The 23,636-nt window shown below is 55.0% G+C and carries 23 protein-coding genes and 2 tRNA genes; 18 read left to right on the top strand and 7 right to left on the bottom strand.

All coding sequences use genetic code 11. The annotated features are described in order from the left end of the window. Nucleotides 1-56 precede the first annotated feature (56 nt). The gene (locus tag QY332_02850; GenBank protein WKZ36864.1) at nt 57-1,004 is read left to right on the top strand and encodes a GGDEF domain-containing protein; all 948 of its coding nucleotides are present in this window, start codon (nt 57-59) and stop codon (nt 1,002-1,004) included. Between the two features lie 8 nt (nt 1,005-1,012). Here QY332_02850 and lipB read toward each other — a convergent pair whose 3' ends face one another. From lipB to QY332_02835, 3 genes are read right to left on the bottom strand one after another with little or no spacing between them, the layout of a single operon-like run. Continuing rightward, entirely contained in the window at nt 1,013-1,741 is a 729-nt protein-coding gene (gene lipB / locus QY332_02845) for a lipoyl(octanoyl) transferase LipB (GenBank protein WKZ36863.1), read from the bottom strand. A gap of 44 nt (nt 1,742-1,785) precedes the next feature. After that, a complete protein-coding gene (locus QY332_02840; protein ID WKZ36862.1) occupies nt 1,786-3,180 on the bottom strand; it encodes an FAD-binding oxidoreductase in 1,395 nt (464 codons plus the stop codon). Nucleotides 3,181-3,198: 18 nt separating this feature from the next. Beyond that, complete coding sequence (locus tag QY332_02835) at nt 3,199-3,990, bottom strand: SDR family NAD(P)-dependent oxidoreductase (protein ID WKZ36861.1); 792 nt, start codon at nt 3,988-3,990, stop codon at nt 3,199-3,201. Nucleotides 3,991-4,129: 139 nt separating this feature from the next. Between QY332_02835 and QY332_02830 the strand changes: the two genes are divergently transcribed. After that, nucleotides 4,130-5,398: a sensor domain-containing diguanylate cyclase gene (locus QY332_02830; GenBank protein WKZ36860.1), complete on the top strand. Its 1,269-nt coding sequence runs from the start codon at nt 4,130-4,132 to the stop codon at nt 5,396-5,398. 153 nt (nt 5,399-5,551) lie between these two features. Continuing rightward, complete coding sequence (locus tag QY332_02825) at nt 5,552-6,475, top strand: diacylglycerol kinase family lipid kinase (protein ID WKZ36859.1); 924 nt, start codon at nt 5,552-5,554, stop codon at nt 6,473-6,475. A gap of 50 nt (nt 6,476-6,525) precedes the next feature. Here QY332_02825 and QY332_02820 read toward each other — a convergent pair whose 3' ends face one another. Next, nucleotides 6,526-7,023, bottom strand: a complete 498-nt coding sequence (locus QY332_02820; GenBank protein ID WKZ36858.1) for a hypothetical protein — start codon at nt 7,021-7,023, stop codon at nt 6,526-6,528. Between the two features lie 113 nt (nt 7,024-7,136). On the opposite strand from QY332_02820, the gene QY332_02815 reads away from it, so the two are divergent. Then, entirely contained in the window at nt 7,137-8,795 is a 1,659-nt protein-coding gene (locus QY332_02815) for a helicase-associated domain-containing protein (GenBank protein ID WKZ36857.1), read from the top strand. Nucleotides 8,796-8,823: 28 nt separating this feature from the next. Continuing rightward, the gene (locus tag QY332_02810; protein ID WKZ36856.1) at nt 8,824-10,002 is read left to right on the top strand and encodes a glycine C-acetyltransferase; all 1,179 of its coding nucleotides are present in this window, start codon (nt 8,824-8,826) and stop codon (nt 10,000-10,002) included. A 104-nt stretch (nt 10,003-10,106) separates the two neighbouring features. Here the strand turns inward: QY332_02810 and QY332_02805 are convergent, their stop codons facing one another. Next, a complete protein-coding gene (locus QY332_02805; GenBank protein ID WKZ36855.1) occupies nt 10,107-10,505 on the bottom strand; it encodes a type II toxin-antitoxin system VapC family toxin in 399 nt (132 codons plus the stop codon). 2 nt (nt 10,506-10,507) lie between these two features. Then, nucleotides 10,508-10,738, bottom strand: a complete 231-nt coding sequence (locus tag QY332_02800; GenBank protein WKZ36854.1) for an AbrB/MazE/SpoVT family DNA-binding domain-containing protein — start codon at nt 10,736-10,738, stop codon at nt 10,508-10,510. Nucleotides 10,739-11,151: 413 nt separating this feature from the next. On the opposite strand from QY332_02800, the gene QY332_02795 reads away from it, so the two are divergent. Both QY332_02795 and QY332_02790 read left to right on the top strand, forming a co-directional pair. Beyond that, nucleotides 11,152-11,236: transfer RNA gene (locus QY332_02795), tRNA-Ser, on the top strand. Between the two features lie 55 nt (nt 11,237-11,291). Further along, a tRNA-Ser gene (locus QY332_02790) sits at nt 11,292-11,378 on the top strand. 62 nt (nt 11,379-11,440) lie between these two features. Here QY332_02790 and QY332_02785 read toward each other — a convergent pair. Further along, nucleotides 11,441-12,601, bottom strand: a complete 1,161-nt coding sequence (locus QY332_02785) for a hypothetical protein (protein ID WKZ36853.1) — start codon at nt 12,599-12,601, stop codon at nt 11,441-11,443. Nucleotides 12,602-12,710: 109 nt separating this feature from the next. Here QY332_02785 and QY332_02780 point away from each other — a divergent pair, with 109 nt between their 5' ends. The 11 genes from QY332_02780 to hypF are packed head-to-tail and all read left to right on the top strand — an operon-like array spanning nt 12,711 to nt 23,624. Beyond that, nucleotides 12,711-13,370, top strand: coding sequence for a 4Fe-4S dicluster domain-containing protein (locus QY332_02780; GenBank protein ID WKZ36852.1), 660 nt, complete (start codon nt 12,711-12,713; stop codon nt 13,368-13,370). Further along, entirely contained in the window at nt 13,367-14,380 is a 1,014-nt protein-coding gene (locus QY332_02775) for a CoB--CoM heterodisulfide reductase iron-sulfur subunit B family protein (GenBank protein WKZ36851.1), read from the top strand. The genes QY332_02780 and QY332_02775 overlap by 4 nt, the downstream gene beginning before the upstream one ends. After that, nucleotides 14,377-16,374, top strand: a complete 1,998-nt coding sequence (locus tag QY332_02770) for a CoB--CoM heterodisulfide reductase iron-sulfur subunit A family protein (protein WKZ36850.1) — start codon at nt 14,377-14,379, stop codon at nt 16,372-16,374. The genes QY332_02775 and QY332_02770 overlap by 4 nt, the downstream gene beginning before the upstream one ends. A gap of 12 nt (nt 16,375-16,386) precedes the next feature. Then, nucleotides 16,387-16,875: a hydrogenase iron-sulfur subunit gene (locus QY332_02765; protein ID WKZ36849.1), complete on the top strand. Its 489-nt coding sequence runs from the start codon at nt 16,387-16,389 to the stop codon at nt 16,873-16,875. Further along, entirely contained in the window at nt 16,872-17,867 is a 996-nt protein-coding gene (locus QY332_02760; protein ID WKZ36848.1) for a F420-nonreducing hydrogenase, read from the top strand. The genes QY332_02765 and QY332_02760 overlap by 4 nt, the downstream gene beginning before the upstream one ends. 46 nt (nt 17,868-17,913) lie before the next feature. Next, nucleotides 17,914-18,156, top strand: coding sequence for a hypothetical protein (locus QY332_02755; protein ID WKZ36847.1), 243 nt, complete (start codon nt 17,914-17,916; stop codon nt 18,154-18,156). A gap of 12 nt (nt 18,157-18,168) precedes the next feature. Next, nucleotides 18,169-19,632 carry a Ni/Fe hydrogenase subunit alpha gene (locus QY332_02750; protein ID WKZ36846.1) on the top strand — a complete coding sequence of 488 codons (1,464 nt, stop codon included), beginning with the start codon at nt 18,169-18,171 and terminating at the stop codon, nt 19,630-19,632. 42 nt (nt 19,633-19,674) lie between these two features. After that, the gene (locus QY332_02745; protein ID WKZ36845.1) at nt 19,675-20,172 is read left to right on the top strand and encodes a hydrogenase maturation protease; all 498 of its coding nucleotides are present in this window, start codon (nt 19,675-19,677) and stop codon (nt 20,170-20,172) included. A gap of 49 nt (nt 20,173-20,221) precedes the next feature. After that, nucleotides 20,222-20,554 carry a hydrogenase maturation nickel metallochaperone HypA gene (hypA, locus tag QY332_02740; GenBank protein ID WKZ36844.1) on the top strand — a complete coding sequence of 111 codons (333 nt, stop codon included), beginning with the start codon at nt 20,222-20,224 and terminating at the stop codon, nt 20,552-20,554. A gap of 17 nt (nt 20,555-20,571) precedes the next feature. Continuing rightward, nucleotides 20,572-21,243 (top strand): hydrogenase nickel incorporation protein HypB, encoded by a 672-nt coding sequence (gene hypB, locus QY332_02735; GenBank protein ID WKZ36843.1) that lies wholly within the window; start codon nt 20,572-20,574, stop codon nt 21,241-21,243. Nucleotides 21,244-21,251: 8 nt separating this feature from the next. Further along, the gene (gene hypF, locus QY332_02730; GenBank protein WKZ36842.1) at nt 21,252-23,624 is read left to right on the top strand and encodes a carbamoyltransferase HypF; all 2,373 of its coding nucleotides are present in this window, start codon (nt 21,252-21,254) and stop codon (nt 23,622-23,624) included. Nucleotides 23,625-23,636: the final 12 nt, after the last annotated feature.

Genomic DNA, 23,636 nt, shown 5'->3' with positions numbered 1-23,636 from the left:
GCAAAAAACAGGGCGAATACATTAAAATTGAATCCATGAAAAAGCTTGCGGAAATCATGACCACACAAGATGTGGAAACAATCTTCGAAACCATACAAGCCATGGTGGCGCTTGTGGAAAGCGACGGCACGCTGGTTTCGTGGAATTCCGCCTTTGAATCATGGAAGGGAAGGCTCCCGTCAACAGCCAGTTTGAATGACCTGTTTTCAGAAAAGGACAAAAATGTTTTACAGGCCAAACTGACGAACAAAACGGCGGCGCATTGGGCGGTGCAACTGCCCCCGGACGGCGCGGGCCACGCCGTGTTTTATAACTGCTTCCTTTTTCCTGCCCAGGACGGACGCACCCTGTTCATTGCCGAGCAGATGGAAACAGATATTACATTACAGGAAATAATCCAGGACCTGAACGGGCAGGTGAATATATTCCATGCCAAAAGTGAATCCATGAGAAAACTCGCCCGCAGCAAACAGGTCGAACTCAATGCGGTGATCGCGCAGGCCAAGGAGGTCTCCCAAACCGATCCGCTGACCTTTTTGCTCAACCGCCGCGCGATCATCCGCGAATTACAGGATGAGGTACTGCGTGCCGAACGGTATAACACGCCGCTTTCCATCTCTCTTGTGGATGTGGATAATTTCAAAGCGGTGAATGATACCCACGGACATCCCATAGGAGATCAGGTATTAAGACAGGTTGCCCACCAATTGCGGGAAGGCGTCCGTACTCCGGATATCGTCGGAAGATATGGCGGTGAGGAGTTTCTAATCCTGCTGCCGAGTTCGGGCATAACCGCCGCCGCAGAGCAAGCCTCCCGTTTGTGCAAGCAGGCACATAAAAAAGTGATGCATGTCAAGGAGCACGCGGTAAAAATCACCCTGAGCATCGGTGTGGCGCAATTTCGTCCGGGCAAGGATACATGGGAAACACTGCTCAACCGCGCCGACCATGCCATGTATAAAGCAAAGAGCAGCGGGCGTGACCGCTGGGTGGTTGCAGAATAAAAAGTCCCCTACAAAACGCAGGAGGCTTTTTGTTCATCTTCAAAAATCTGGTGAAATGAGGAAATTATCCTCTCTTTTGCCTGTTCCACGGAAGGGCCGGGGTCCAGCAGATCCGCCAGCGATACCAGCGGCTCGTTTAAACCGCAGGCAATGATGCCATCCCAGTATTCCATGTCTGGCTTGACATTCAACGCAAAGCCGTGACGGGAGATTCCGCGCGCATCCACCTTGACGCCGATGGCCGCGATCTTCGCAGGCTTTTTCTTGTCTTCGGGCTTGCAGCGCGGACAGCGTGAATGGACATCGGCCTGGATCCACACCCCGGTCAAACCGGAGCGCTGGCCTGCCGCAACCCCAAACTGCATCAATGCCCCGATCAACATTTTCTCCAGTTTACGGACGTAACCCACATAATCGGCTTCGGGAAGTTTATTGTCTGTGTTTACTTTTCCAAGCGGAAGAAGCGGATAGCCCACCAGCTGTCCCGGGCCATGATAGGTGACGTCGCCGCCGCGGTCCACCCAGTGAATGGAGATGCCCTTTTGTTTTAACTGTTCCTCATTCCAGAGCAAATTCCCGGCACGGCCTTTTCTTCCGAATGTATAAACATGGGGGTGTTCAAGCAAAAGCAGGGTCGGCGGGCGTTTTCCCACTGCAATCTCCGCCGCGTATTCATCCTGCAATTTCCAGGCACGTTCATAATCGATCAGACCCAGATCAATAATATCGAGGTTCATAGCATTAAAGTCCACAGGGGCGGGGAACCCCGCCCCTGCATGTATTATTTGAAGATTCTTCGGTACAGATCCGATTCCAGCAGTCCGTTCGGGTCGCAGCGTTTTTTCAATTTCCTGAATTTGGCTACTGTGGTTTTTCCATAAAATGCAAGCGCCGTCTCGGCTGTGGTTTCGCTGTTCTTCGCAAAATAGAATCGCCCGCCATTGGCGAGCACGATCCTGTCGAAATCCAACAGCATGGAGCGCAATTTTGCGCGGCTGCCATCGGTCACTTTGAAGTCCATCGCGAGCGAGAAACCGTCCACGGCATGCGTAAGCAGGAATTTATCCGGGCGGTGGCGTTTGGTGACTCCCAAGTATGATGGCAGGCGGTTCTTAAGCGAGAGCTTGAGCATTTCCGTCCATGCAGCTTCGGCAGTCTCTTTTGGAAGGAAGGATTGATACTGGATCAATCCCTTGCGCCCGTAGGAAAGTTCCCAATCGGGGACATAATCCAAAAGGAAATGAAAGGCCGCATGGGGCTGGCGAAAGGTATGGTTACGCAACGACGCAATATATTTTGCGGTGTTGATCCCCCATGTGCCCAGGTTATTAAAAAACGGGGTCATGAAGTAATGCAGCAGCGCCTTCGGAAAAACACCAAAGATGCGCGGCGGCAGGATTTGATTTTGAATCTTCATCGTCTCCTGCGGATTTGGGTCCTCGTCTTCATGCACATAGCGTGCGGCATGGATCTGTCCGCGCCCGAGGGATGAGCCGCCCGCAAGACAGTCCAGCCAGCCGACGATATAATCATAATTCGGCGCGCCATCGTGCAGGCTGGAGAGTTGTCTGCCGAGATTCTGCACGGGCCATGCGTCCACAGTGAGCAGGCCGGAATGGATGCGCTTCATTTGCAGGGTAATGGATGTGAAAATGCCAAGCAATCCATATCCGCCGATCATCGCGTAAAACAAATCCGCATTCTTTGTGGACGTGCAGGTCACCACCGCGCCCGTCGGCAGAACGGCGGTGAACTCCACTACGTGTTCGCCGATCGTGCCCATTTTGAAATTGTTTTTTCCGTGAATGTTCGCAGCAAGACATCCGCCCAGCGTGGTCTTCATGGTACCGGAGACAACGGGCGGCCACCAGCCTTCGGGTTCGACCTGTTTCCAAAGTTGTTCCAGTGTGACGCCGGGCTCGCACCGCACCTGACCCCTTGCCTGATCCCATTTCGTGATCCTGTTCATCGCTGACATATCCAGCATGATTCCGCCGCCGTTCAAGGCGGCATCGTTATAACTGCGACCGGCTCCCCGCGCTGTTACGGCAAGCCCCGTTTTCCTTGCGAGTTTGAACGCGGAATAAATTTCCGCGGCGGATCTGGGTTGGATGAGATAGGACGGCGCGCTGAGCGAATGTCCGAAGTTATCGAGTTGGGTGAAGGTGTTTTGCATGGTGGGTTTGGAATGAAGTTAGAAGGACATGCGGCGGAAGATCACCGATGGCACATGTTGAATGATGAACATGATCCAGCGCCATATGGAGGCAGTATAGACCAGTTGTTTGCGCCTGCGCATGGCTTTGTAAATATCGTCCGCGGCCTTTTCGGGAGGGATGGCAAAGGGGGTCGCCCCCTGTGCAGCTTTGAGCATTTCGGTTTTCACAAAACCGGGTTTGACGGTCAATACGTTGATGCCATGACGGGTGAGCCTGTTGCGAAGCGCTTCAAGATAGGTGGCAAGCCCGGCCTTGGATGTGTTATACCCGGGGTTGCCGATGCGGCCGCGGTCTCCGGCGACGGAGCCGATGCCAACGATCTGTCCCATTTTGGCATTTTGGAACATTTCCGCCACCGGGCTGAGCCATGCCATGGCACCGATCAGATTGACCTCGATCATCCTGCGGTCGTTTTCGAAATTATATTTGTCAACACCGCCGGGCGGATGGTTAACCCCCGCCATAAAGACAAAAACATCCAGCCCGCCAAGGTCTGCAACGACTTTTTGGAGCAGGGCGGGAACTTCCTTGTATTTAGCCACATCGTGCGGGTAGGCCAGGGCGCGAACTTCACCGCCTGCCTGATTGATCTCCATACACAAGGCGTTCAATTTATCTTTTTGGCGGGCGATCAGGGCAAGGGTGTATCCCTCTTTTGCCAGTTTACGGGCGAGAGCGGCGCCGATCCCTTCGGAGGCGCCGACAATGATCCCGCGTCGGCGTGAAGTTAATGGGGTGGCAGGAGCAGGTTTGGGTGAGTTGGACACGAGGAACCTCGTCGAAAGGAGTGGAATGTCATTCTAACACAATCCAATTCTTGACGAAAATGGACGTATAATTCCATTATTCGTGCCAGCCAGGGCCAGATCTAGGCTGGCGTTCAGGAGGAGCGGCCATAAGGGTGATATGAAGAAAAACAGGGATGAGCACAGCGGCGTATTCCAGCGTGCCTGGGAGGCGATCGATCAGGACGATACAATTCCGCCTGAAGAAAAGGAGGGGGTCCTAAAACTCATACAGGTGTTGATTGAAGCCGCCGAGTCATCCCGTGACTCACAGAAAAAGGACGGGTGGGTCGAGCCTGTTGCGCGGGAAATCATCTCCAAACATTCATTGTTGACCCTGGTAAGACAGCAGGCGGACGAACTGGATTCCTTGAAAAGCATCAGTTTAAATTTGACATCCAGCCTGGAATTTCAGACCGTTCTGGATGCAGTCGTGAGCGAAGCCATGCGGCTGGTGAAAAATTCGCGGTCGGCCCACATCTTTTTGTATTCACACGGACGATTGGAATTTGGCGCATCCTTGAATATGGACGGGGAAAGGAACAAGGTTTTCGCCATGCCGAGGCCGCACGGACTTACCTATACAGTGGCAAATCATGGGGAGCAGCTCATCGTCGAAGATATCCTAAGCCATCCGCTCTTTAAGGATGTCCCGCGGGACTGGGGCGGCTCGATCATCGGCGTCCCGCTCAAATTCAACAATGCGATTGTGGGGGTCATGAACCTTTCCCGTTCCACCACCGGCGGGTTCACCGGGTCGGAACTGCGCCTGATCGGATTGCTGGCAGACCATGCGGCAACGGCGATCTTCAATGCGAGCCTGCATCGAGGTGTGACCGAGCTGGCAAACACAGACAGCGTCACGGGGTTGCCCAACCGCCGTGCATTGGACGAACGCCTTCAGGAGGAAATGCGCCGTGCCAGCCGCATAAACTTGGGATTTTCCGTTGTGATGATGGACCTGGACGGATTCAAGCATGTGAATGATACCTTTGGTCACAGTATTGGTGATGATGTCCTTCATGATGTGTTCAATTACCTTGCCGGGAAAATGCGTTCCATGGATTTTCTCGCCCGTTACGGCGGCGATGAATTAACCCTGGTCATGCGCGACAGCGGGCAGGCGGAGGCTGAACTCGTCACCAAAAGAATCATTGATTGGATCAGGGAATATGTTTTTCCGGTTTCAGCGAGCCAGTCCATTCGGCTGGGGATCACCGCCGGGATCGCCGTCTATCCATTACACTCGCGCACCGCCAGCGATCTGTTGCGCGCCGCGGATGCGGCGTTGTATCAAGCCAAAAAATACAAGCGCGGCTCGTATGTCATTGCCAGGGGAGCTACAGGGCCACTTGACCCATTAACGTTAAACACCTTTATTAAGGATTGATAGCCGATAAGGCTCCTTTCCTTGCAACCAAAGGGACTCACACGGGGTTATATCATCACATAATAATACCCACGGTCACAAATTGCGCTTTCCCCCTTCTAAAAAAGCGCAATTTGTGACCGGGTGCGGTATACCAAACTCAGGAGCTGGATCATGCCCCGTAAAGTAAAACTCATCCTCAACCCGATGGCAGATATGGGACGCGCCTGGAAGACCGCCAATGACCTGCGCCCGATCGCCCAGGAATTCAAAGGCGACCTGACCTGGAGTGGGACAGTCTACCCGACTCACGCCATTGAGCTGGCAAAGCAAGCCGCCGCAGAAGGCTGTGACCTGGTTATTGCCATGGGCGGGGACGGTACTGTCCATGAGGTCATGAATGGACTCATGCAGGTCCCGCAAGAAAGGCGCCCCGTCATGGGTGTTGTCCCCATCGGCTCCGGCAATGATTTCGCCTACTCGATCGGCCTGACGCAGAGATCATCGTATGCGCTTGCCCACGCGCTCAAAGCGGAAACCGTAAAGCCGGTGGATATCGGCCTGCTGACCGACGAACACCGCAGGCAGGAATACTTCGACAACACCCTCGGCATCGGCTTCGACGCGGTCGTCACCATCCGCTCGCATAAACTGCCCATCGTCAAAGGCTTTCTGATGTATCTCACGGCGGTCATCCAGACGATCCTCTTAAATCACAATCCCGCCAAGGTAAAAATAGAAACGGATGCGGAAACATGGGAAGGCAATACCCTCATGGTGACCTTGTGCAACGGTCCGCGGGAAGGCGGCGGGTTCATGCTCTCGCCTGATTCGAAGAACAACGATGGCAAAATGGAATACGTCATCGTTGACAAAGTCTCGCGTGCCACCATGTTCCGCCTCGTGCCTGAATTCATGAAAGGCACACACATGCGCTTCAAACAAGTGCGTATGGGAGAATTTAAGAAACTCACGCTCACATCCGACCTGCCGCTTTACATCCACGCCGATGGCGAGATCTTCACCAGCTTCGGCAGCAACTTGAAAAAAGTGAGTTTCGAGATTTTGCCCCAGGCCCTGCAAGTGGTCCACGGTTAAACAAAAACGGCGGCCGGATTTTATGTCCGCCGCCGTTTCGCTTAAGAGATTTATCGGAACAACCGCGCAGATGCCATCAATGCAATCGAAATAAGGATGAAGATCGTATTTGCAGTGGTGACAAAGACCTGGCGCTTACGAAGCGCTCCCATCGCAGCCATGTGCGCGTCCGTGGGCTTGCCTTGAATTTGCGCGCCAAGCGCCGCCAACGCACCGTTGGTGTTGCCAATCATGAACCCGAACACGAGTGCCAAAATCCCTGCAACTGCACCAACGCCGAACCCGATCCCCGGACCGCTCATCATCCAGCCGGAAGTGAACCAGTTGGAGCTAACCCCATACAAATAGGTTCCAGCCAGTACGGTCGTCAGACCGCAGCCAAGCATCACTTTTGAGAAAGCAGTCTCTCCCATCAAATGACCAGCGAACTGTCTTCCCGCGTCACCGGTTGCGCCGATGGCGGGACCGATCACCAAATTCATCAGGATGGCTCCTCCCGCCCAAATGATGCCGGCAATAATGTGTAAAAAACGTAACACAGCGAACATATTGATCTCCTTATATTTATAAATTCAACGACATACAACACAAACTCATCCAAGACGATGCGCATTTCGAAACGTTCCTGTTATACCCGCACAGGCAATGATAGAATCGAAGCATGCCCGGGCTCTCCGCCTCCCTGCAAAAACATGATTTGGGATATTTCCTCATTGTGGCTGGATTTTGGGGATTCGAATTGGAATCCAGCGATTCGGATTCCGCCCTCGAGGAACTATGCGCCTCCCTTCTGGACCTCGAAGCTGTTTCCGAAACCCTCGAAATTCTTCCCGCTGAAGCCCGCGGCGCATTGACCGCGCTCGCCGAATCCAGCGGGAAAATGGAATGGGTCGCCTTCGCCCGCAAGTATGGCGAGATCCGAGAGATGGGCGCAGGCCGGCGCGACCGGGAACATCCGCACCTCAAGCCGACATCCATCTCCGAAATTCTCTTCTATCGCGGAGTACTCGCAAAAGCCTTCTTCGACACCGAAAAAGGCGCACAGGAATTCGCCTACATCCCTGACGATCTATTTGAGATCATCGAACACATAGGGGCGATAGGTCCGTCGCCCGCAACAAAAAGCGGACCTCTTGGACGCCCGGCTACTCCCGTCGAAAAGGCACACGAGATCCCCGCCACCGACCACATTCTGGATGACGCAACCACCCATCTGGCGGCGTTGCGTATCGGTGGCCGGGTAGCCGAAGGCGTATCGAGACCACAACGTGACCTACAGGAATTACTGAATACTGCTGGTCTCATCAAAAAGAAGGTACTGCAACCCGAAGCGGTGAAAAATTTCCTCGAAGCCGCCCGCCCCGCAGCATTGACCATGCTCTACAACGCCTGGCTCGCATCGGATACCTTTGATGAACTGCGCTTAGTGCCAAGTCTCGTCTGCGAAGGTGAGTGGAAGAACCAGCCGCAGGTAACACGCGAATTTCTACTGGACTTGATTAATGACATTCCGCAGGGAAAATGGTGGAGTCTGCCGGCATTCCTGCGCGCGATAAAGGAAAAATTTCCCGATTTCCAACGCCCCGCAGGGGACTATGACTCGTGGTTCATCAAACGCGAATCGGACGGCCAGTTCCTGCGCGGATTCGCGTATTGGGATGCAGTGGATGGCGCGCTCGTCACATATTTAATTCAAGTATTGCACTGGCTGGGCAGAGTTGACCTTGCTTCGCCGGAAGAGGGGCAGGAATTCATGGCGTTTAAAATTTTGTCGATGGTCGAAAGTCAAAAGTCGGGCGACCTTCAGCCTGTGGCTCTCAACGGAAAAATAAACGTCTCTTCCAATGGACGAATCGTCGTCTCCCGCCATTTCTCCCGCGCGGTGCGCTATCAAATTTCGCGGTTCTGTGAGTGGGACAATGAAAAAGGCGACGATTACATTTACTCCGTCAGTGCGAGATCGTTGAAGCGCGCTCATGAGCAGGGATTGAAAGCCGAACAGCTGCTGGCACTGCTGGTCAAATACACGAATGGAGCGGTCCCGCCCGCGATGGTCAAGGCGCTCAAACGCTGGGACGCGAACGGGGCAGAGGCGCGGGTGGAGAGTCTGCTCGTGCTGCGAGTCAGCAGGCCCGAGGTTATGGAAGAGATGCGCAAGTCGAGGGCGGGGAAATTCCTGGGCGAGTTATTAAGTCCGACGGCCGTGGTCGTCAAAAGCGGGGCCATCGAAAAGGTCCTGGCGGCGCTGGCGGAGTTGGGCCTGCTGGCGGAAGTGATACGTGACGATTCGAATCATGACACATCGCGCGCGGGGAAGTGACTATAATGAAATCACCAAGGAGATGAACATGTCGAAGACAGACTGGATCCAGCAGGAGATCGATGGCTTGAAATCGCAGGGACTGTACAACACCATCCGTACGATCGGCTCGCCGCAGGGCGCATGGCTGATCGTGGATGGCAAGCAGGTTTTGAATTTTTGTTCAAACAATTATTTGGGGCTGGCGAACCATCCCGCGTTGACCGCCGCCGCGAAAAAAGCGACCGATGAAATGGGCGTGGGACCCGCCGCTGTGCGTTCCATTGCGGGGACGATGACCCTGCATGTGGAGTTGGAAAAACGCCTGGTGCAGTTCAAGGGCGTGGAGGCGGCAATCACATTTCAATCCGGCTTCACGGCCAATCTGGCGACCATCCCTGCGCTGGTGGGCAAAGAGGATGTGATTTTTTCAGATAGGTTGAATCACGCCTCCATCATTGACGGCTGCCGTTTGTCGGGCGCAAAGATCATCGCCTATGAACATACCGATGTGAAGTCGCTCGAAGAACAAATAAAAGCTAATCTGAAGGATTATCGCCGCGCGCTCATCATCACGGACGGCGTCTTCAGCATGGACGGCGACATCGCGCCGCTGCCCGCTATTTATGAAGTGGCGAAGAAATTCGATATTCTATTGATGGTGGACGATGCGCACGGCGAAGGCGTGCTCGGCAAGGGCGGGCGCGGCATCGTCGATCATTTCGGCTTGCACGGCAACGTGGACGTGGAAGTCGGCACGTTCTCCAAAGCCTTCGGCGTGGTCGGCGGTGTGGTGGCGGGCAAGTCGGTCATCATCGAGTGGCTGCGCCAGCGCGGACGCCCGTTCCTGTTCTCCTCTGCGATGACCGTGCCGGACACGGCGGCTTGCCTCGCGGCGGTGGATCTGCTCGAAGACTCAACGCAGTTGGTGGATAAACTGTGGGACAACGCCAAGTACTTCAAAGCCGAAATGAAGAACCTCGGTTTCAACACGGGCGTGAGTGAAACGCCCATCACCCCGGTCATGCTCGGTGAAGCGCCGCTGGCACAGCAGTTCAGCCGCGAGTTGTTCGATGCGGGCGTGTTCGCCATGTCCATCGGATTCCCGACCGTGCCGCAGGGCAAGGCGAGAATCAGAGTGATGATCTCCGCCGCGCACGCGAAGGACGATCTCGATAAGGGCCTGGAGGCGTTCAAGAGTGTGGGGAAGAAGTTGGGTGTGATTTAGGTTGATGGTCACATAGTGAATAGTTTGACGGCGCAGGTGGGTCGCCGTCTTTTTATTAATTTAAACTATTTTTTGGGGATAATTATTCAAATTATGCCAACACATCATATCCAAGAGATTTTAATTTCGTCTTGTAGGGTTTTGAATTCTTTATCTCCAGTAACCAATTCCGCCCTGCGGAGTTTCGCCAATGCCGCCGCAAAACAATCGGCATAGGATATATTTCCATTGGCTTTGAAAACAGCGGCTTGGCGCGTTAACGTCCAGTCAATTTCCACGATCTCGATCCCCATGCCCTTGATTTCGCTAATATATTGGTCTGCCATCCCGGGGGAATTCGTGCGGGCAATCGAATACCACACCTCCCCCAGGTTGATGACGCTCATCATGAGATTTGTGTCGCCCGTTACGGCCTTATGAATCAAGCCTCTGACAAGGTCTGCCCCCTGCTCATCTTCAAAGAAAGCCATCAATGCGTATGAGTCGAGTACTTTTGCCGCCATGACTATTTCTCCCTTTCCTTGTCCTTGCGGCGTTCTTCAACCAGAATCTTCAACCCTCCCCTGCCTTTGAGAGATCCCTGCAGGTTTCTAAGATACTGTTCGGTCACAGGCTTCAAGACAATTGCGTCCCCGGTGTCTGTGACGATGATCTTCGTCCCATTCTTAATCCCATATTTTCGCCGCAAGGAGGCGGGGATGACGATCTGCCCCTTAATGGTTGCGTAGGTTTCCATTTTTAGCTCCTTTATATGTAATATATTACCTTAACCTGAAAAGTAAGTCAAGAGGAAAAAAGTAATACTTTTGAAAGAATGTAGCCTTTTGGGGTGTTCGGAGATATGCTGTTTCATCCAGCCATTCGTATCTTTCAACTTCCTCCCCCTCACCATCAAACCCTCGCGCCCGGGCCTTGCGCGCGCAGCACGCGCTTGGGGCGTATAATCCAGATGGAGAAACGGCATGACAACCATTATCATTATCCTGGCAGTTGTCGGCATTGTCATTGCGGTCGCCCTGTACGATCATTTCCGCAAATGAACGTGATGCAGGTTGTGTGTAATTTCGCGGTCCGCGCCGCCGCAGACTGGGTTGAGAGGTGATTTTGTTATGGTAAAATCGCCTCCGCTTGAAAATTTAGATTTCTCATGGAGGGATGGCCGAGCGGCTGAAGGCGCATGTCTTGAAAACATGTTTGGGTCACACCAACGTGGGTTCGAATCCCACTCCCTCCGCTGGTTATTGACGATTCCCGATTTATGGTTACAATATTATCGTCAAGTGAGACATGGGGAGGTGCCAGAGTGGCTGAATGGGCTCGCCTGCTAAGTGAGTGCCGGGTTAAACCGGTCGCGGGTTCGAATCCCGCCCTCTCCGCTGAAAACACGTCCGGGTGGGCGTGTTTTTGTTTGGTGGTCGCGCGCGCCCATGATCCACATCTACACGGCGGTTGGGGTATCTGCCGCCCCGGTCCACTCGATATCAAGCCTGGAGGCTTCCAGCGGGGTGATGCCATGCTTCCACGCCAAAATTCTATGGGCAAGGATACCTCTGAATTGCAATAAGAACGGCAGGGGGTCGCGGAAATCCAGGATCACATCGTCGCTGGTGAGGAAGGTTTTCAGCCATTGACGGAATCCTCCACTGGCAAGGGAGGCCGGCAGAGCCTCGCTCAACATGCCGCCGGAAAGCATGTGGGCGCGGTCGCCCGGCGGCGTGATGCAGTTCATGACCGGGTTCAGGAAGGCCTCCACAAACTGCGGATGTGAAGCCAGCAGATGCACGCCGCCGGCCGCATACGGCAGACATTCCAGGGCAAACAATTGTCTGTTCGCCGCCTCCATGAAATCAATCGAGATCTGGCCGCTGAAGCGGTTCCTTTGCACAAAGGTTTTCACCCACCGAAAGATGGCGTGGTGTTCCACATGTTCAAAGAGGATCGGTGCGCCCTCGCGGGTTCTGACGCTGCACGGGTAGGTTGCATGCGCGGTGATATGGCCATTGTGACAGACCGAATAGGTGGAGTAGCGCTGTCCCTCGATGTATTCCTGCGCGATCCAGGGCGGATCATATTTCAGTGTGGATAACGCCTTCTTTAACGGCGGCAGGACCATGGTCCGCGAAGCGAGGCGGGAATAGACGGGCTTAAAGATCAACCCGCGCCAGTGTGCGTACGCCTGGAGCAGGTTGTCATGGCTGTTGATCAACATGGTCTCAGGCGCATACAGATCGTTTTCGATCGCATTGATCACAAAATGCCAGCGGTTATAAAGATGATCCAGTTTGTTGATCGGTTCCGCAAAGATGACGCAGGGGAGCTGCTCGCGGCCCGCCCCGATATGGAAGATCTCCTCTCCGCCGGGGATGAGCAGGTCGATTCTATTGCCGGCAATGATGCGGTTCAACGCGACGAGAAACGCCTCGTGGTTTTGACGCGGGGCTGGCACCACAAAACTGGCTTGGAGCGCATTGGACGGCTGGCTCAAATGCCCGCGCAGACTCTCCGCCATGAAGACGGTCTGTCCCGCGCGGCGGAAGGCCCGCGCGAGAGCCAGGACGGCAGGCGTTCGTCCGCCGGTCAGGAGGATGTTCATCTGCATATTGTATCTGCTTAATAGGATGTTCATCAGGATTGTGGCGTTATCTTTGTTACTATTACTTGTGGCAGCTTTCACTATTATAAGGTTGGGGGAATGGACTTAACTGCGAATGGATGACCGCGGTCATGCCGAGCAGCGACTGGTGTGGTTTGGTTGTGGCACGGAGGCTATGATGCCCCAGATGACAGACGAGAGAGTCCGAGCGGGATTATCCCACGAGGAGGATCTTTCCCTATTACATGAAGTCAGCATGAAAACGGCGGGCGTTTCGCGGCTGGAGATGTGCATCCAGTGCGGGACGTGCGGGGGCTCCTGCCCCGTCGCCAAGGACATGGATCATACGCCGCGCATGTTGTTCGCAATGCTGCGGGCGGGGATGCGCGAGGAGGTCCTGCGGAGCAATACGCAGTGGATCTGTGTCTCGTGCTACCACTGCGTGGTGCGCTGTCCGCAGGAGGTGCACATTGCGGACGTGATGTACACGCTCAAAGGCATGGCGATCAAGGCAAAGCTGTACGCCAACTCGACCGCACCTGACTTTTCACAAACCTTTGTGGACATGGTCGAGTCGTATGGCCGCAGTTTTGAAATGGGGCTGGCGTCACGTCACTACCTGAAACACTTCCCGCTGCGCCTGCCGGGCATGATGCCGATGGGGCTGGGCATGATCACCAAGGGGCGCATGGCGCTTACGCCGAAACGAATCAAGCACATGGATCAGTTGACAAAGATATTGAACCGCGCCAAGCAACTGGAGATGACCTCATGAACAAATATCTTTTGTATCCGGGTTGTTCGATGGAATCCAGTGCGAAGGCTTACATGGAGTCGCTCAATGCGATCGTGGAGCCGCTCGATCTGCACTTCGAAGAGATCGAGGATTGGAACTGCTGCGGTGCAACGGAATATCTCGGCATCAATCTGATCCCTGCCTATTCGTTGATCGCGCGGAATCTGGCACTGGCTTCGAAGCAAAAGAACCCCGTAAACGGGACGGGCGGTACGCGCACGGTGGTCGCGCCCTGCTCGGCCTGTTATCTCAACCTTGCCAAGGCGGATCATTACATGCAGGAGCGTCCCGCGCTGGGCCTGAAGGTCAATGAGGCGCTGGCGGCGGGCGACCTGCAGTACAAGGCGGGCACGCTGGATGTGCGCCACCTGATCGACATTCTCGTCTATGACGTGGGTCTGGAGAAAATTCGGGATGCCGTTGTGCGCCCATTGACGGGACTCAAGGTCGTGCCGTACATGGGCTGCATGCTGCCGAGACCTGATTACCAGCATCGCTGGTCTGACCATGAGCATCCCACTGAATTGGATGACCTGCTGCGCGCGCTGGGCGCGGACGTGATCGATTATCCGCTCACGACGCAATGCTGTGGCGGGCACATGACTCAGATCGGACCTGAAACTGCCTTCGAACTCATCCGCCGACTCGTGGCGGATGCGGACGAACGCGGCGCGCAGATGATGGTCACGGTCTGCCCGATGTGCCAAATGAACGTGGATGCCTACCAGAACGAGATGAACAATCACTTCGGTACGGACTATCATATGCCGATCCTGTTCTTCACGCAGTTGATGGGGCTGGCGTTCGGACGCGAGCCGAAGGAACTGGGCATCGGCGCGGAGATGGTCAATTCACGCAACGCGCTGGCGAACATCGGAGTGGAGGTGCCTGTCACCCAGGAGCCAGCCGCGCCGAGGAAGAAGGATGAAGGTCTGCCCATGCCGCGTCGCTGGACCAAGCATGAGGACAGGAAGGAGGCGGTGAAATGACAGAGAAAATCGGTGTCTATGTCTGTCACTGCGGGTCGAACATCGCGGGCGTGGTGGATGTCGAAGATGTCGCCAAATGGGCGGCGGAAAAACTCGGTCATCAGGGCGTGGTCGTCGCGCGCGATTACAAGTTCATGTGCTCCAGCCTCGGGCAGGAGTTGATCGAGAAGGATATCAAGGAACTTGGGCTGACGCGTGTGGTGGTTGCGGCTTGCTCGCCGCATTTACATGAAAAGACCTTCCGCATCGCGGCGCAGAACGCGGGCTTGAACCCGTATCTGGTTGAGTTGGCTTCGATCCGCGAACAGGTCTCTTGGGTGCACACGGATAAAGCCGTCGCCACGGCGAAATCAAAGGCGGTGGTGTCAGGCGCGGTGTCGAGGGTGATCGAGAATGCTCCGCTGGATGAGATCAAAGTCCCGATCAATCCGAATACGCTGGTGGTGGGCGGCGGGATCGCGGGCATCCAGTCTGCTTTGGAGATCGCGAACGCGGGCTTCCATGTGTATCTGGTGGAGCGCGAACCATCCATTGGCGGACACATGGCGCAGTTCGATAAGACCTTCCCGACCCTGGATTGCTCGGCTTGCATTCTGACGCCGCGCATGGTGGAGGCAGGGACGCATCCGAACATCACCTTGTTGACGTGGAGCGAAGTGGTGAACGTGGCGGGATATGTCGGCAATTTCAACGTCACCATCAAAAAGAAGGCGCGCTTTATCAATGAAGAACTTTGCACGGGCTGCGGCATCTGCCAGGAGAAGTGCCCGAAGAAAGTCATTGACGATGTGTACGAAGCGGGGTTGGGATACCGCAAGGCGGTCTACACACCGTTCGCGCAAGCCGTGCCGAACTTCCCTGTGATGGACAAGGAGAACTGCATCTATTTCGAAAAAGGGACGTGCAAGGCGTGTGAAAAATTCTGCCCAACCAACGCGATCGACTTCAACCAGCAGGATGAATTGATCAACATTGATGTCGGCAATATCGTGCTAGCCACAGGCTATGACCTGTTCGATGCGCGGCGCGTGAGCAATTACGGCTATGGACGATTGCCGAATGTGTTCACGAGTTTGGAATTCGAGAGATTGTCCAACGCGGCGGGACCGACCACTGGAAATATTGTTTTGCGCGACGGCAAGACCGTACCAAAGAGTGTCGGCATCATCCATTGCGTGGGCTCGCGCGACAGGAACTTCAACAACTACTGCTCGGTCATCTGCTGTATGCAGGGACTGAAGTTTGCGCATCTCGTCCACGAACGGACGGGTGCAACGGTCTACAACTTCTACATTGACATGCGCACGGCGTACAAAGCCTACGACGAGTTCTATCAACGTGTGCTCGAAGAAGGCACGTTGTTCGTGCGTGGCAAAGTGGCAGAAGTCACGGATGCGGCGCGCTATTCCAATGAAAGAGGCAAGCTGATCATCCAGACCGAAGATACGCTGGCTGGCAAGCAGAGGCGCATCCCTGTGGATATGGTCATTCTCTCCAGCGGATTAGAGCCGCGCCACGACGCCAGGGAAGTCGGAAAATTATTCGGCATTTCCTGTTCGATGGATGGCTGGTTCACGGAAAAACATCCCAAGCTTGATCCCGTCTCAACGATGACCGAAGGCATTTACATCGTGGGCTGTGCGCAGGGACCAAAGGATATTCCATCCAGCGTGGCGCAGGGCGCAGCGGCTTCGGCGCGGGTGCTCGATAAAATTCTGCAAAAGGAAGTAGCACTCGAACCGATCAAGGCAACCGTAAATAAAGAGATGTGTTCGGGCTGCCGCATTTGCAATGGACTGTGTCCGTTCAACGCCATTGCCTTCCTCGCAGATGACAATGTCTCCGAGATCAACCCCGCGCTCTGTCAGGGATGCGGCACCTGCGTGGCGGCTTGTCCTGCGGGCGCGATCAGCGGCACGGGCTTCAGCAATGAACAGATCATTGCACAAATTGATGGCTTGTTGATGCGTAATCTCGAACCCGTGGAAGCGTAAGGAGTGGACTCCATGACTGACCAATTCGAACCGACCATCATCGGCTTTACCTGCAACTGGTGCAGTTACCGCGCATCGGACCTGGCGGGGACGGCGCGCATGAAATATGCGCCGAACGTGAGACTCATCCGCCTGATGTGCTCCGGGCGCCTCGACCCGACCTTCGTCCTGCGTGCTCTTTCAGAAGGAGCAGACGGCGTCATGATCACTGGGTGCCATCCGGGTGAATGCCATTACATCGAGCAAAATTACAAGGCACTGCGCCGATTTCTCCTGCTCCGACGCGTGCTCACAGGTCTGGGCATTGAGCCTGGACGAGTCAAACTCGTGTGGGCAAGCGCGGCGGAAGGGGCACGTTTCGCCAGTGAGACCACCACGTTCGTGGAGGAGATCCGCAAACTGGGTCCGTTGAACTGGGGCAAGGATGACGATGGACCGCAGACCGCGGACGATGGTAAATCGTCCATTGTCCATGGTCAGGAAATGGAGGTGCCAGCATGACAACGAATGGCAAACCCAAATTCGCAATGTACTGGGCGGCGTCCTGCGGCGGGTGCGAAATCGCGGTATTGAACACGCATGAAAAAATTCTGGATGTGGACGCCAATTTCGATGTCGTCTTCTGGCCCGTGGCAATGGACGCGAAGTACAAGGATGTCGAAGCCATGGAAGACGGCTCGATCCTGCTCACGCTTTTCAACGGCGGCATCCGCAATGATGAGAATGAGCATCTCGCCAAACTCCTGCGGCAGAAATCGAAGATCATGGTTGCGTTCGGTTCATGCGCCTGTGAAGGCTGCATCCCCGGGCTGGCAAATCTCAGCCCGGTAGGTGACATTGTCCACACGGCGTATAACACCATCACGACCGATAATCCAAACGAGATTTATCCGCGCACTTCGTATGACGTACCCGAAGGCGAATTGCATATCCCCACACTGGCTAAGGTTTTACGTCCGCTCGAACAGGTGGTGGACGTGGATTACTTCATGCCGGGCTGTCCGCCTGAGTCGCATCAGATCGCGGCAGTAATCGATCTGGTCATCAAAGTGGTTAAAGGCGAAGCAGAACTCCCGCCGAAGGGAGCAGTGATCGGCGCGGGTGATTCGACAGTGTGTGATGAATGTCCGCGTGCGCGCAATGTCAAATTGATCAAGGAATTCACGCGGATTCAGGACATTGCACCCGTTGACCCAGACCTGTGCCTGCTCGAGCAGGGGATTCCGTGCAACGGTCCCGCCACGCGCAGTGGATGCATGGCGCGCTGTCCGGGCGTGGGTGCGCAGTGCATCGGCTGTTATGGTCCCGCCGAGGGTGTGATGGATTACGGTGCGAGATTGATCACCGCCTTTTCATCCGTCATCGACGCGACGGAACCCGAAGAGATCGACCGTATATTGGACGGCATCCCCGACCCGACCGGACAGGTATATCGCTTCAATCTGGCAGGGTCCCTGCTCAAAGCCAACAGGGATGCCTGGAAGGTGAAATAGCCTATAAGGACGTGCGTACGTCAAGCCATCTTGAAAGGAGGATGACATGACTACAAAACCAACCGAACCTGTGGAAGATCGCAACGCGTTGCTGGAAAAAGCCCTGATCGAAGAATACCTGCATGACAAGGGCTATTCGCTGGAAGACCTCAAGAAATTGCCGGAGGCACTTGCTGAAAAGTTAATGAAGGAAGCCTCGCAGTACGCTTCGCTCAAATTGGAGGAAGTGGAATCACGGGCGCACTTCGTCAAGGAACTGAAGGATGGCGGCGCGTCACTCGAAAAATAAAGGATGGAACCCATGCAGAGAATATCCATTGACCCCGTAACACGTCTCGAAGGACATGGCAAGATCGAAATATTCCTTGATGACAAAGGGAATGTCGCCAATTCCTATTTTCAGATTCCCGAACTGCGCGGCTTCGAGCGTTTCGTCGTGGGACGCCCCATCGAGGAGATGCCGCTGTTGACGAACCGCATCTGCGGCGTATGCCCGGAGGCGCATCACATGGCGGCATCCAAGGCGGCGGACGCGGTCTACAAGGTGGACCCGCCCCGCACGGCAAAGATGCTGCGCGAACTGCTCTACATGGCGTTCTATTGCACCGACCACACCACCCACTTCTATGCGCTGGGTGGACCTGATTTCGTGATGGGACCCGATGCGCCCGTGGCTGAGCGAAACATCCTTGGCGTGATCCACAAGGTGGGGTTGGAGATCGGCGGCAAGGTCATCCAGATGCGCAAATACGGTCATACCGTCGTCGAAATGCTTGGCGGGCGCAAAGTACATCCGTGCTCGTCCATTCCTGGCGGAATGACCAAGGGCATCACCGAGGAACAACGCAAAGAGATCGAAGAGATGGGCAAGTGGGCTGTGGATTTCGCGCAATTCAGCCTCAAACTTTTCAACGACATCGTGCTTGGCAACAAGGCGTATGTTGACCTGATCCTTGGTGACGTGTATACGCATCGCACCTACTCGATGGGCTTGGTGGATGAAAACAACAAGGTCAATTTCTACGATGGCAAAGTACGAGTGGTTGATCCGAACGGCGGGGAGTTCGTCAAATACGCGCCGAACGAATATATGAACCACATTGCCGAACACGTCGAACCGTGGACCTATCTCAAGTTCCCGTATCTCAAGAACGTCGGCTGGAAGGGCTTTGAAGACGGCGTGGATTCGGGCGTGTACATGGCAACCCCGCTCTCGCGCCTCAACGCCTCCGACGGCATGGCAACACCGCTCGCGCAGGAGGAACACGACAAGTTCTACAAGACGCTTGGCGGCAAGCCCGTACATCAACGCCTTGCCACGCACTGGGCGCGCCTGATCGAACTGCTCTACGCCGCCGAACGCTGGGTGGAACTGGTCGCCGACCCCGAGATCACATCACCGAATGTACATGCCAAACCGACCGAGATCCCCACCGAGGGGATTGGCATCGTCGAAGCGCCGCGCGGGACTCTCACGCATCACTACTGGACCGATGAGCGGGGCGTCGTGACCAGGGCGAATCTCATCGTCGGCACGACCAACAACTACGCCCCGATCCAGATGTCCACGAACAAGGCGGCGCGCAGTCTCATCAAGGACGGCAATGTCAATGAAGGTCTGCTCAATATGGTGGAGATGGCATTCCGTGCGTATGACCCGTGCTTTGGGTGCGCCACGCATTCCCTGCCGGGGCAGATGCCTTTGGAGATTACCATTCGGGACGCGGATGGAAATCCGCTTGAGGTGGTGAAACAGTTCTGTTAAGCGGAGGCAGTTATCGGTTAGGGGTGAAACGAGGAAATCATCATGAAAACCATTGTGGTGGGACTCGGCAATCCCATCCTCGGCGATGATGGTGTTGGCTGGAAAGTCGCTGACGAAGTGCTGAAGCAGCTACCACCCGATTCGCAGGTGGATGTCGAATATCTCTCGCTTGGCGGGCTGGCGTTGATGGAGCATCTGATTGGTTATCACAGGGCGATCCTGATTGATGCCTTCGCGTCGGAGGATGAACCCGGCGCCATCCTGATCTTAAAGTTAGGCGACCTGCCCAATTATTCCGCGTTCCATACAACCAGTTCGCACGATACATCCCTGCAAAATGCGGTTGAACTGGGCAGGTCCATGGGCGCACAGCTGCCCGACGATATTGAGATCATCGGGATCGCGACAAGGCGGGTATATGACTTTGGTGAGGAACTTTCGCGGCCGGTTGCGGATGCGGTGCCATTCGCGGCAAGGATTGTCATTGACCTGCTAAAACAAGTCACAAAGCATAAAGAAGAATATCAGCCGCAGGGGTGACTTTGTCCATCTTGGATATTTGCGATAAAGGGGGTACGTTTAATGTGAAATGCACGAGCTTTCCATCACACAGGGCATTCTCGATATTGCACTGGGGAACGCCGGCACCCGCAAGATCAAACAGGTCAACCTGGTAATCGGTCAGTTTTCCTCCATTGTGGATGACTCGGTCCAGTTCTATTGGGACATCCTCTCGAAGGATACTGCGGCCGAGGGTTCGATCTTGCATTTTGAACGAATCCCCGGCGAAATGACCTGCCGCAGTTGCGGACATGTCTTCCGCCCCAACGGTGAAACGTTTGAATGCCCGGCCTGTTCGAGTTCATCTGTCGGGATCAGCAAAGGCAATGAATTCCAGGTGGAAAGCATTGACGTTGAATGATGTATCGGAGATCGACCATGAACACGCGCATTCCCATTATCGAAAAAATTCTTTCCGCCAATGACCGCATTGCAGCCCGCAACCGCGAGGTGCTCGACCATGCCGGTGTGTATGCGATCAACATCATGGCGTCCCCCGGCGCGGGCAAGACCAGCTTTATTCTCAAGACTCTTGATGCGTTGAACGGCCGCTTGAAACTCGGTGTGGTCGAGGGTGACCTCGCCAGCTCCATTGACGCAGAAAAAGCGATGGCGGCGGGATTGCCCGCTGTACAGATCAACACCGGCGGCGACTGCCATTTGGATGCGGTCATGCTGGCGGATGCGCTGCCCTCCCTTCCGCTTCAAGACCTGGACCTTGTGGTTGTCGAAAACGTCGGAAACCTGATCTGCCCAGCGAGTTTTCTGCTCGGCACGCATTTGAACGTGCTGATCGCATCCATCCCAGAAGGCGATGATAAACCGTATAAGTATCCCGGCATGTATATGGGGATGCAGGCGCTCATCATCAACAAGATCGACCTCCTGCCGTATGTGCCGTTCAACATGGAATACTTCAAACAGGGAGTGGAAGTGCTCAACCCAGGCGTAACACCCTTCCCCGTTTCCTGCAAAACAGGCGAAGGGATGGATGTCTGGGCAGACTGGTTGGTCGGAAAGGTAAACACACAAAAAAACAACGGAACATGATGGCAACCATGCACGTTCGTGTCAGCGGGGTCGTACAAGGGGTCGGTTTCCGCCCGTTCGTGTACGGGCTGGCAAAACGACTCAACCTGCACGGCTGGGTACGGAACACATCGAACGGGGTGGAGATTCTCATAGACGGCAGCACGGGCAGCATCGACCAGTTCGTCCAATCCCTGTCCGCTGAAAAACCGCCGCTTGCAAAGATCGAGGCAGTCGATCTGACACGGGTCGAATTATCGACTATCGAATATTCGGATTTCGAGATCCGCGAATCCGCAGCCATTTCGGGGGCGTACCAGCCCATTTCCCCGGATACAGCCGTCTGCACGGACTGTGAGCGTGAGTTGTTCGATCCAAACGACAGGCGTTACCTTTATCCCTTCATCAACTGCACCAACTGCGGGCCACGCTTTACCATCATCAAGGACATCCCCTACGACCGCCCGAACACCACCATGGCGGATTTTCCACTTTGTGACCGCTGCCGCGCCGAGTACCAAAATCCGCTGGATCGCCGCTTCCATGCCCAACCTGTGGCCTGCCCTGAGTGTGGTCCATTCGTTGCGCTGCGAGAGACGCATGCTCATTCCCCGAATCCCAACCCGACAATTTCCACCATTGAATACCGGCTCTCAGCAATCTTGAAAACCCGCCGTCTGCTCCGTGAAGGCAGGATCATTGCCGTCAAAGGACTCGGCGGATTTCACCTCGCCTGCGACGCGGGCAATCCCCATGCGCTGGAGGAACTTCGCCGCCGCAAAGGCCGGGCAGGCAAGCCGTTTGCCCTCATGGGGGCGGATCTGGAAACCATAAAAAACATTTGCAGCATCACTGAAGATGAAATCAACCTGTTGACAAGCCATGAAAAGCCGATTGTCCTGCTCGAAAAAAAACATGAGGCGAATACCATCAGCGCTGCGCCAAACATGGATACGCTCGGTTTTATGCTGCCCTACACCCCGCTGCATCATTTGCTTCTCCATCAGTCCGATCCCACGCTGGCGCGCGAACCTGCCCCCGCCATCCTTGTGATGACCAGCGGAAATTTCAGCGAGGAACCCATCGCCATTGATAACGAGGAGGCTCTCGAACGCCTCTCCCCGCTTGCCGATGCCTTTCTCCTGCACGACCGTGATATTCATGTACGCTGTGACGACTCGGTTGTAAAAATAGACCGAAGACCGAAGACCGTAGACCATGCAGCGTCCATTGTCCATCTCCGTCGCAGCCGCGGGTACGCCCCGTATCCTGTTCAGCTTCCATTCAACTCAAAACCAATCCTTGCCGTCGGCGGCGAACTTAAAAACACATTTTGCCTTGCGCATGACCAGTATGCTTTTCTCAGTCATCACATCGGCGACATGGAAAATGCCGAAACCTACACATCTTTTGAGCAGGGCATAAAACATCTCTCGCTCATCTTCCGCGTCCAGCCCGAGCTCATTGCACACGACCTGCATCCGAATTACTTCACCACGCAGTACGCGCAAAAATCGGATATTCCGCGAATCGCCGTCCAGCACCATCACGCGCACATCGCCGCCTGCATGGCGGACAATGCTCTTGATAACAGACGCGTGATCGGACTCTCCTTCGACGGCACCGGATACGGAACCGACGGAGCGATCTGGGGCGGGGAGGTATTGCTCGCATCGTATTCGGACTTCGAGCGGTTTGCCCACCTCGAATATTTGCCGCTCCCCGGCGGTGACTCCGCCATCCGCCACCCGTGGCGCATCGCAGTCGGATATGCCCACGCGTTGGGTGTTGACATTGACAACCTGCCCTTCCTGAAAAAAATGGACAAGCAATCCATCGAAATTATCCGACAACAGGTGGACAAAAAACTCAACGCCCCGCTCACTTCCTCCATGGGACGCCTCTTCGACGCAGTGGCAAGCCTCATCGGTATCCGCAGCGATGTCACCTACGAAGCCCAAGCCGCCATCGAAATGGAAGTCTTGTCCAAGCCGTTCATTGCCTCGGCGGAACCATATCCTTACGAGATCGATGAAACGATACAAGTAAAAGAGTTGCTCACCGCAATCACAAAAGACATCCGCGCAAAGGAATCCGCTGGCATGCTCGGCGCAAGATTCCATAAAACGATTGCAAACATCGCCATCGATGTTTGCAAACAGGCTCGTGAAAAAACGACCCTGAACGAAGCCGCCCTCTCCGGCGGCGTGTGGCAAAACCAGGTCTTGCTAACCCTCGTCCGCGATGGATTGGAAACCGCCGGCTTCGTTGTATACTTCCACAAACAAGTCCCAACCAATGACGGCGGTCTGGCGTTGGGTCAGGCTGTAGTAGCCAATGTCATTGCGAGCCGCGAAGCGGCAAAGCAATCCCCACCATCGCGGAAGATTGCTTCGGGCTAACGCCTCGCAATG

It is taken from the genome of Anaerolineales bacterium (genome assembly GCA_030583885.1).
Taxonomy (GTDB): domain Bacteria; phylum Chloroflexota; class Anaerolineae; order Anaerolineales; family Villigracilaceae; genus Villigracilis.
This window is presented reverse-complemented; position numbering and strand designations above follow the sequence as displayed.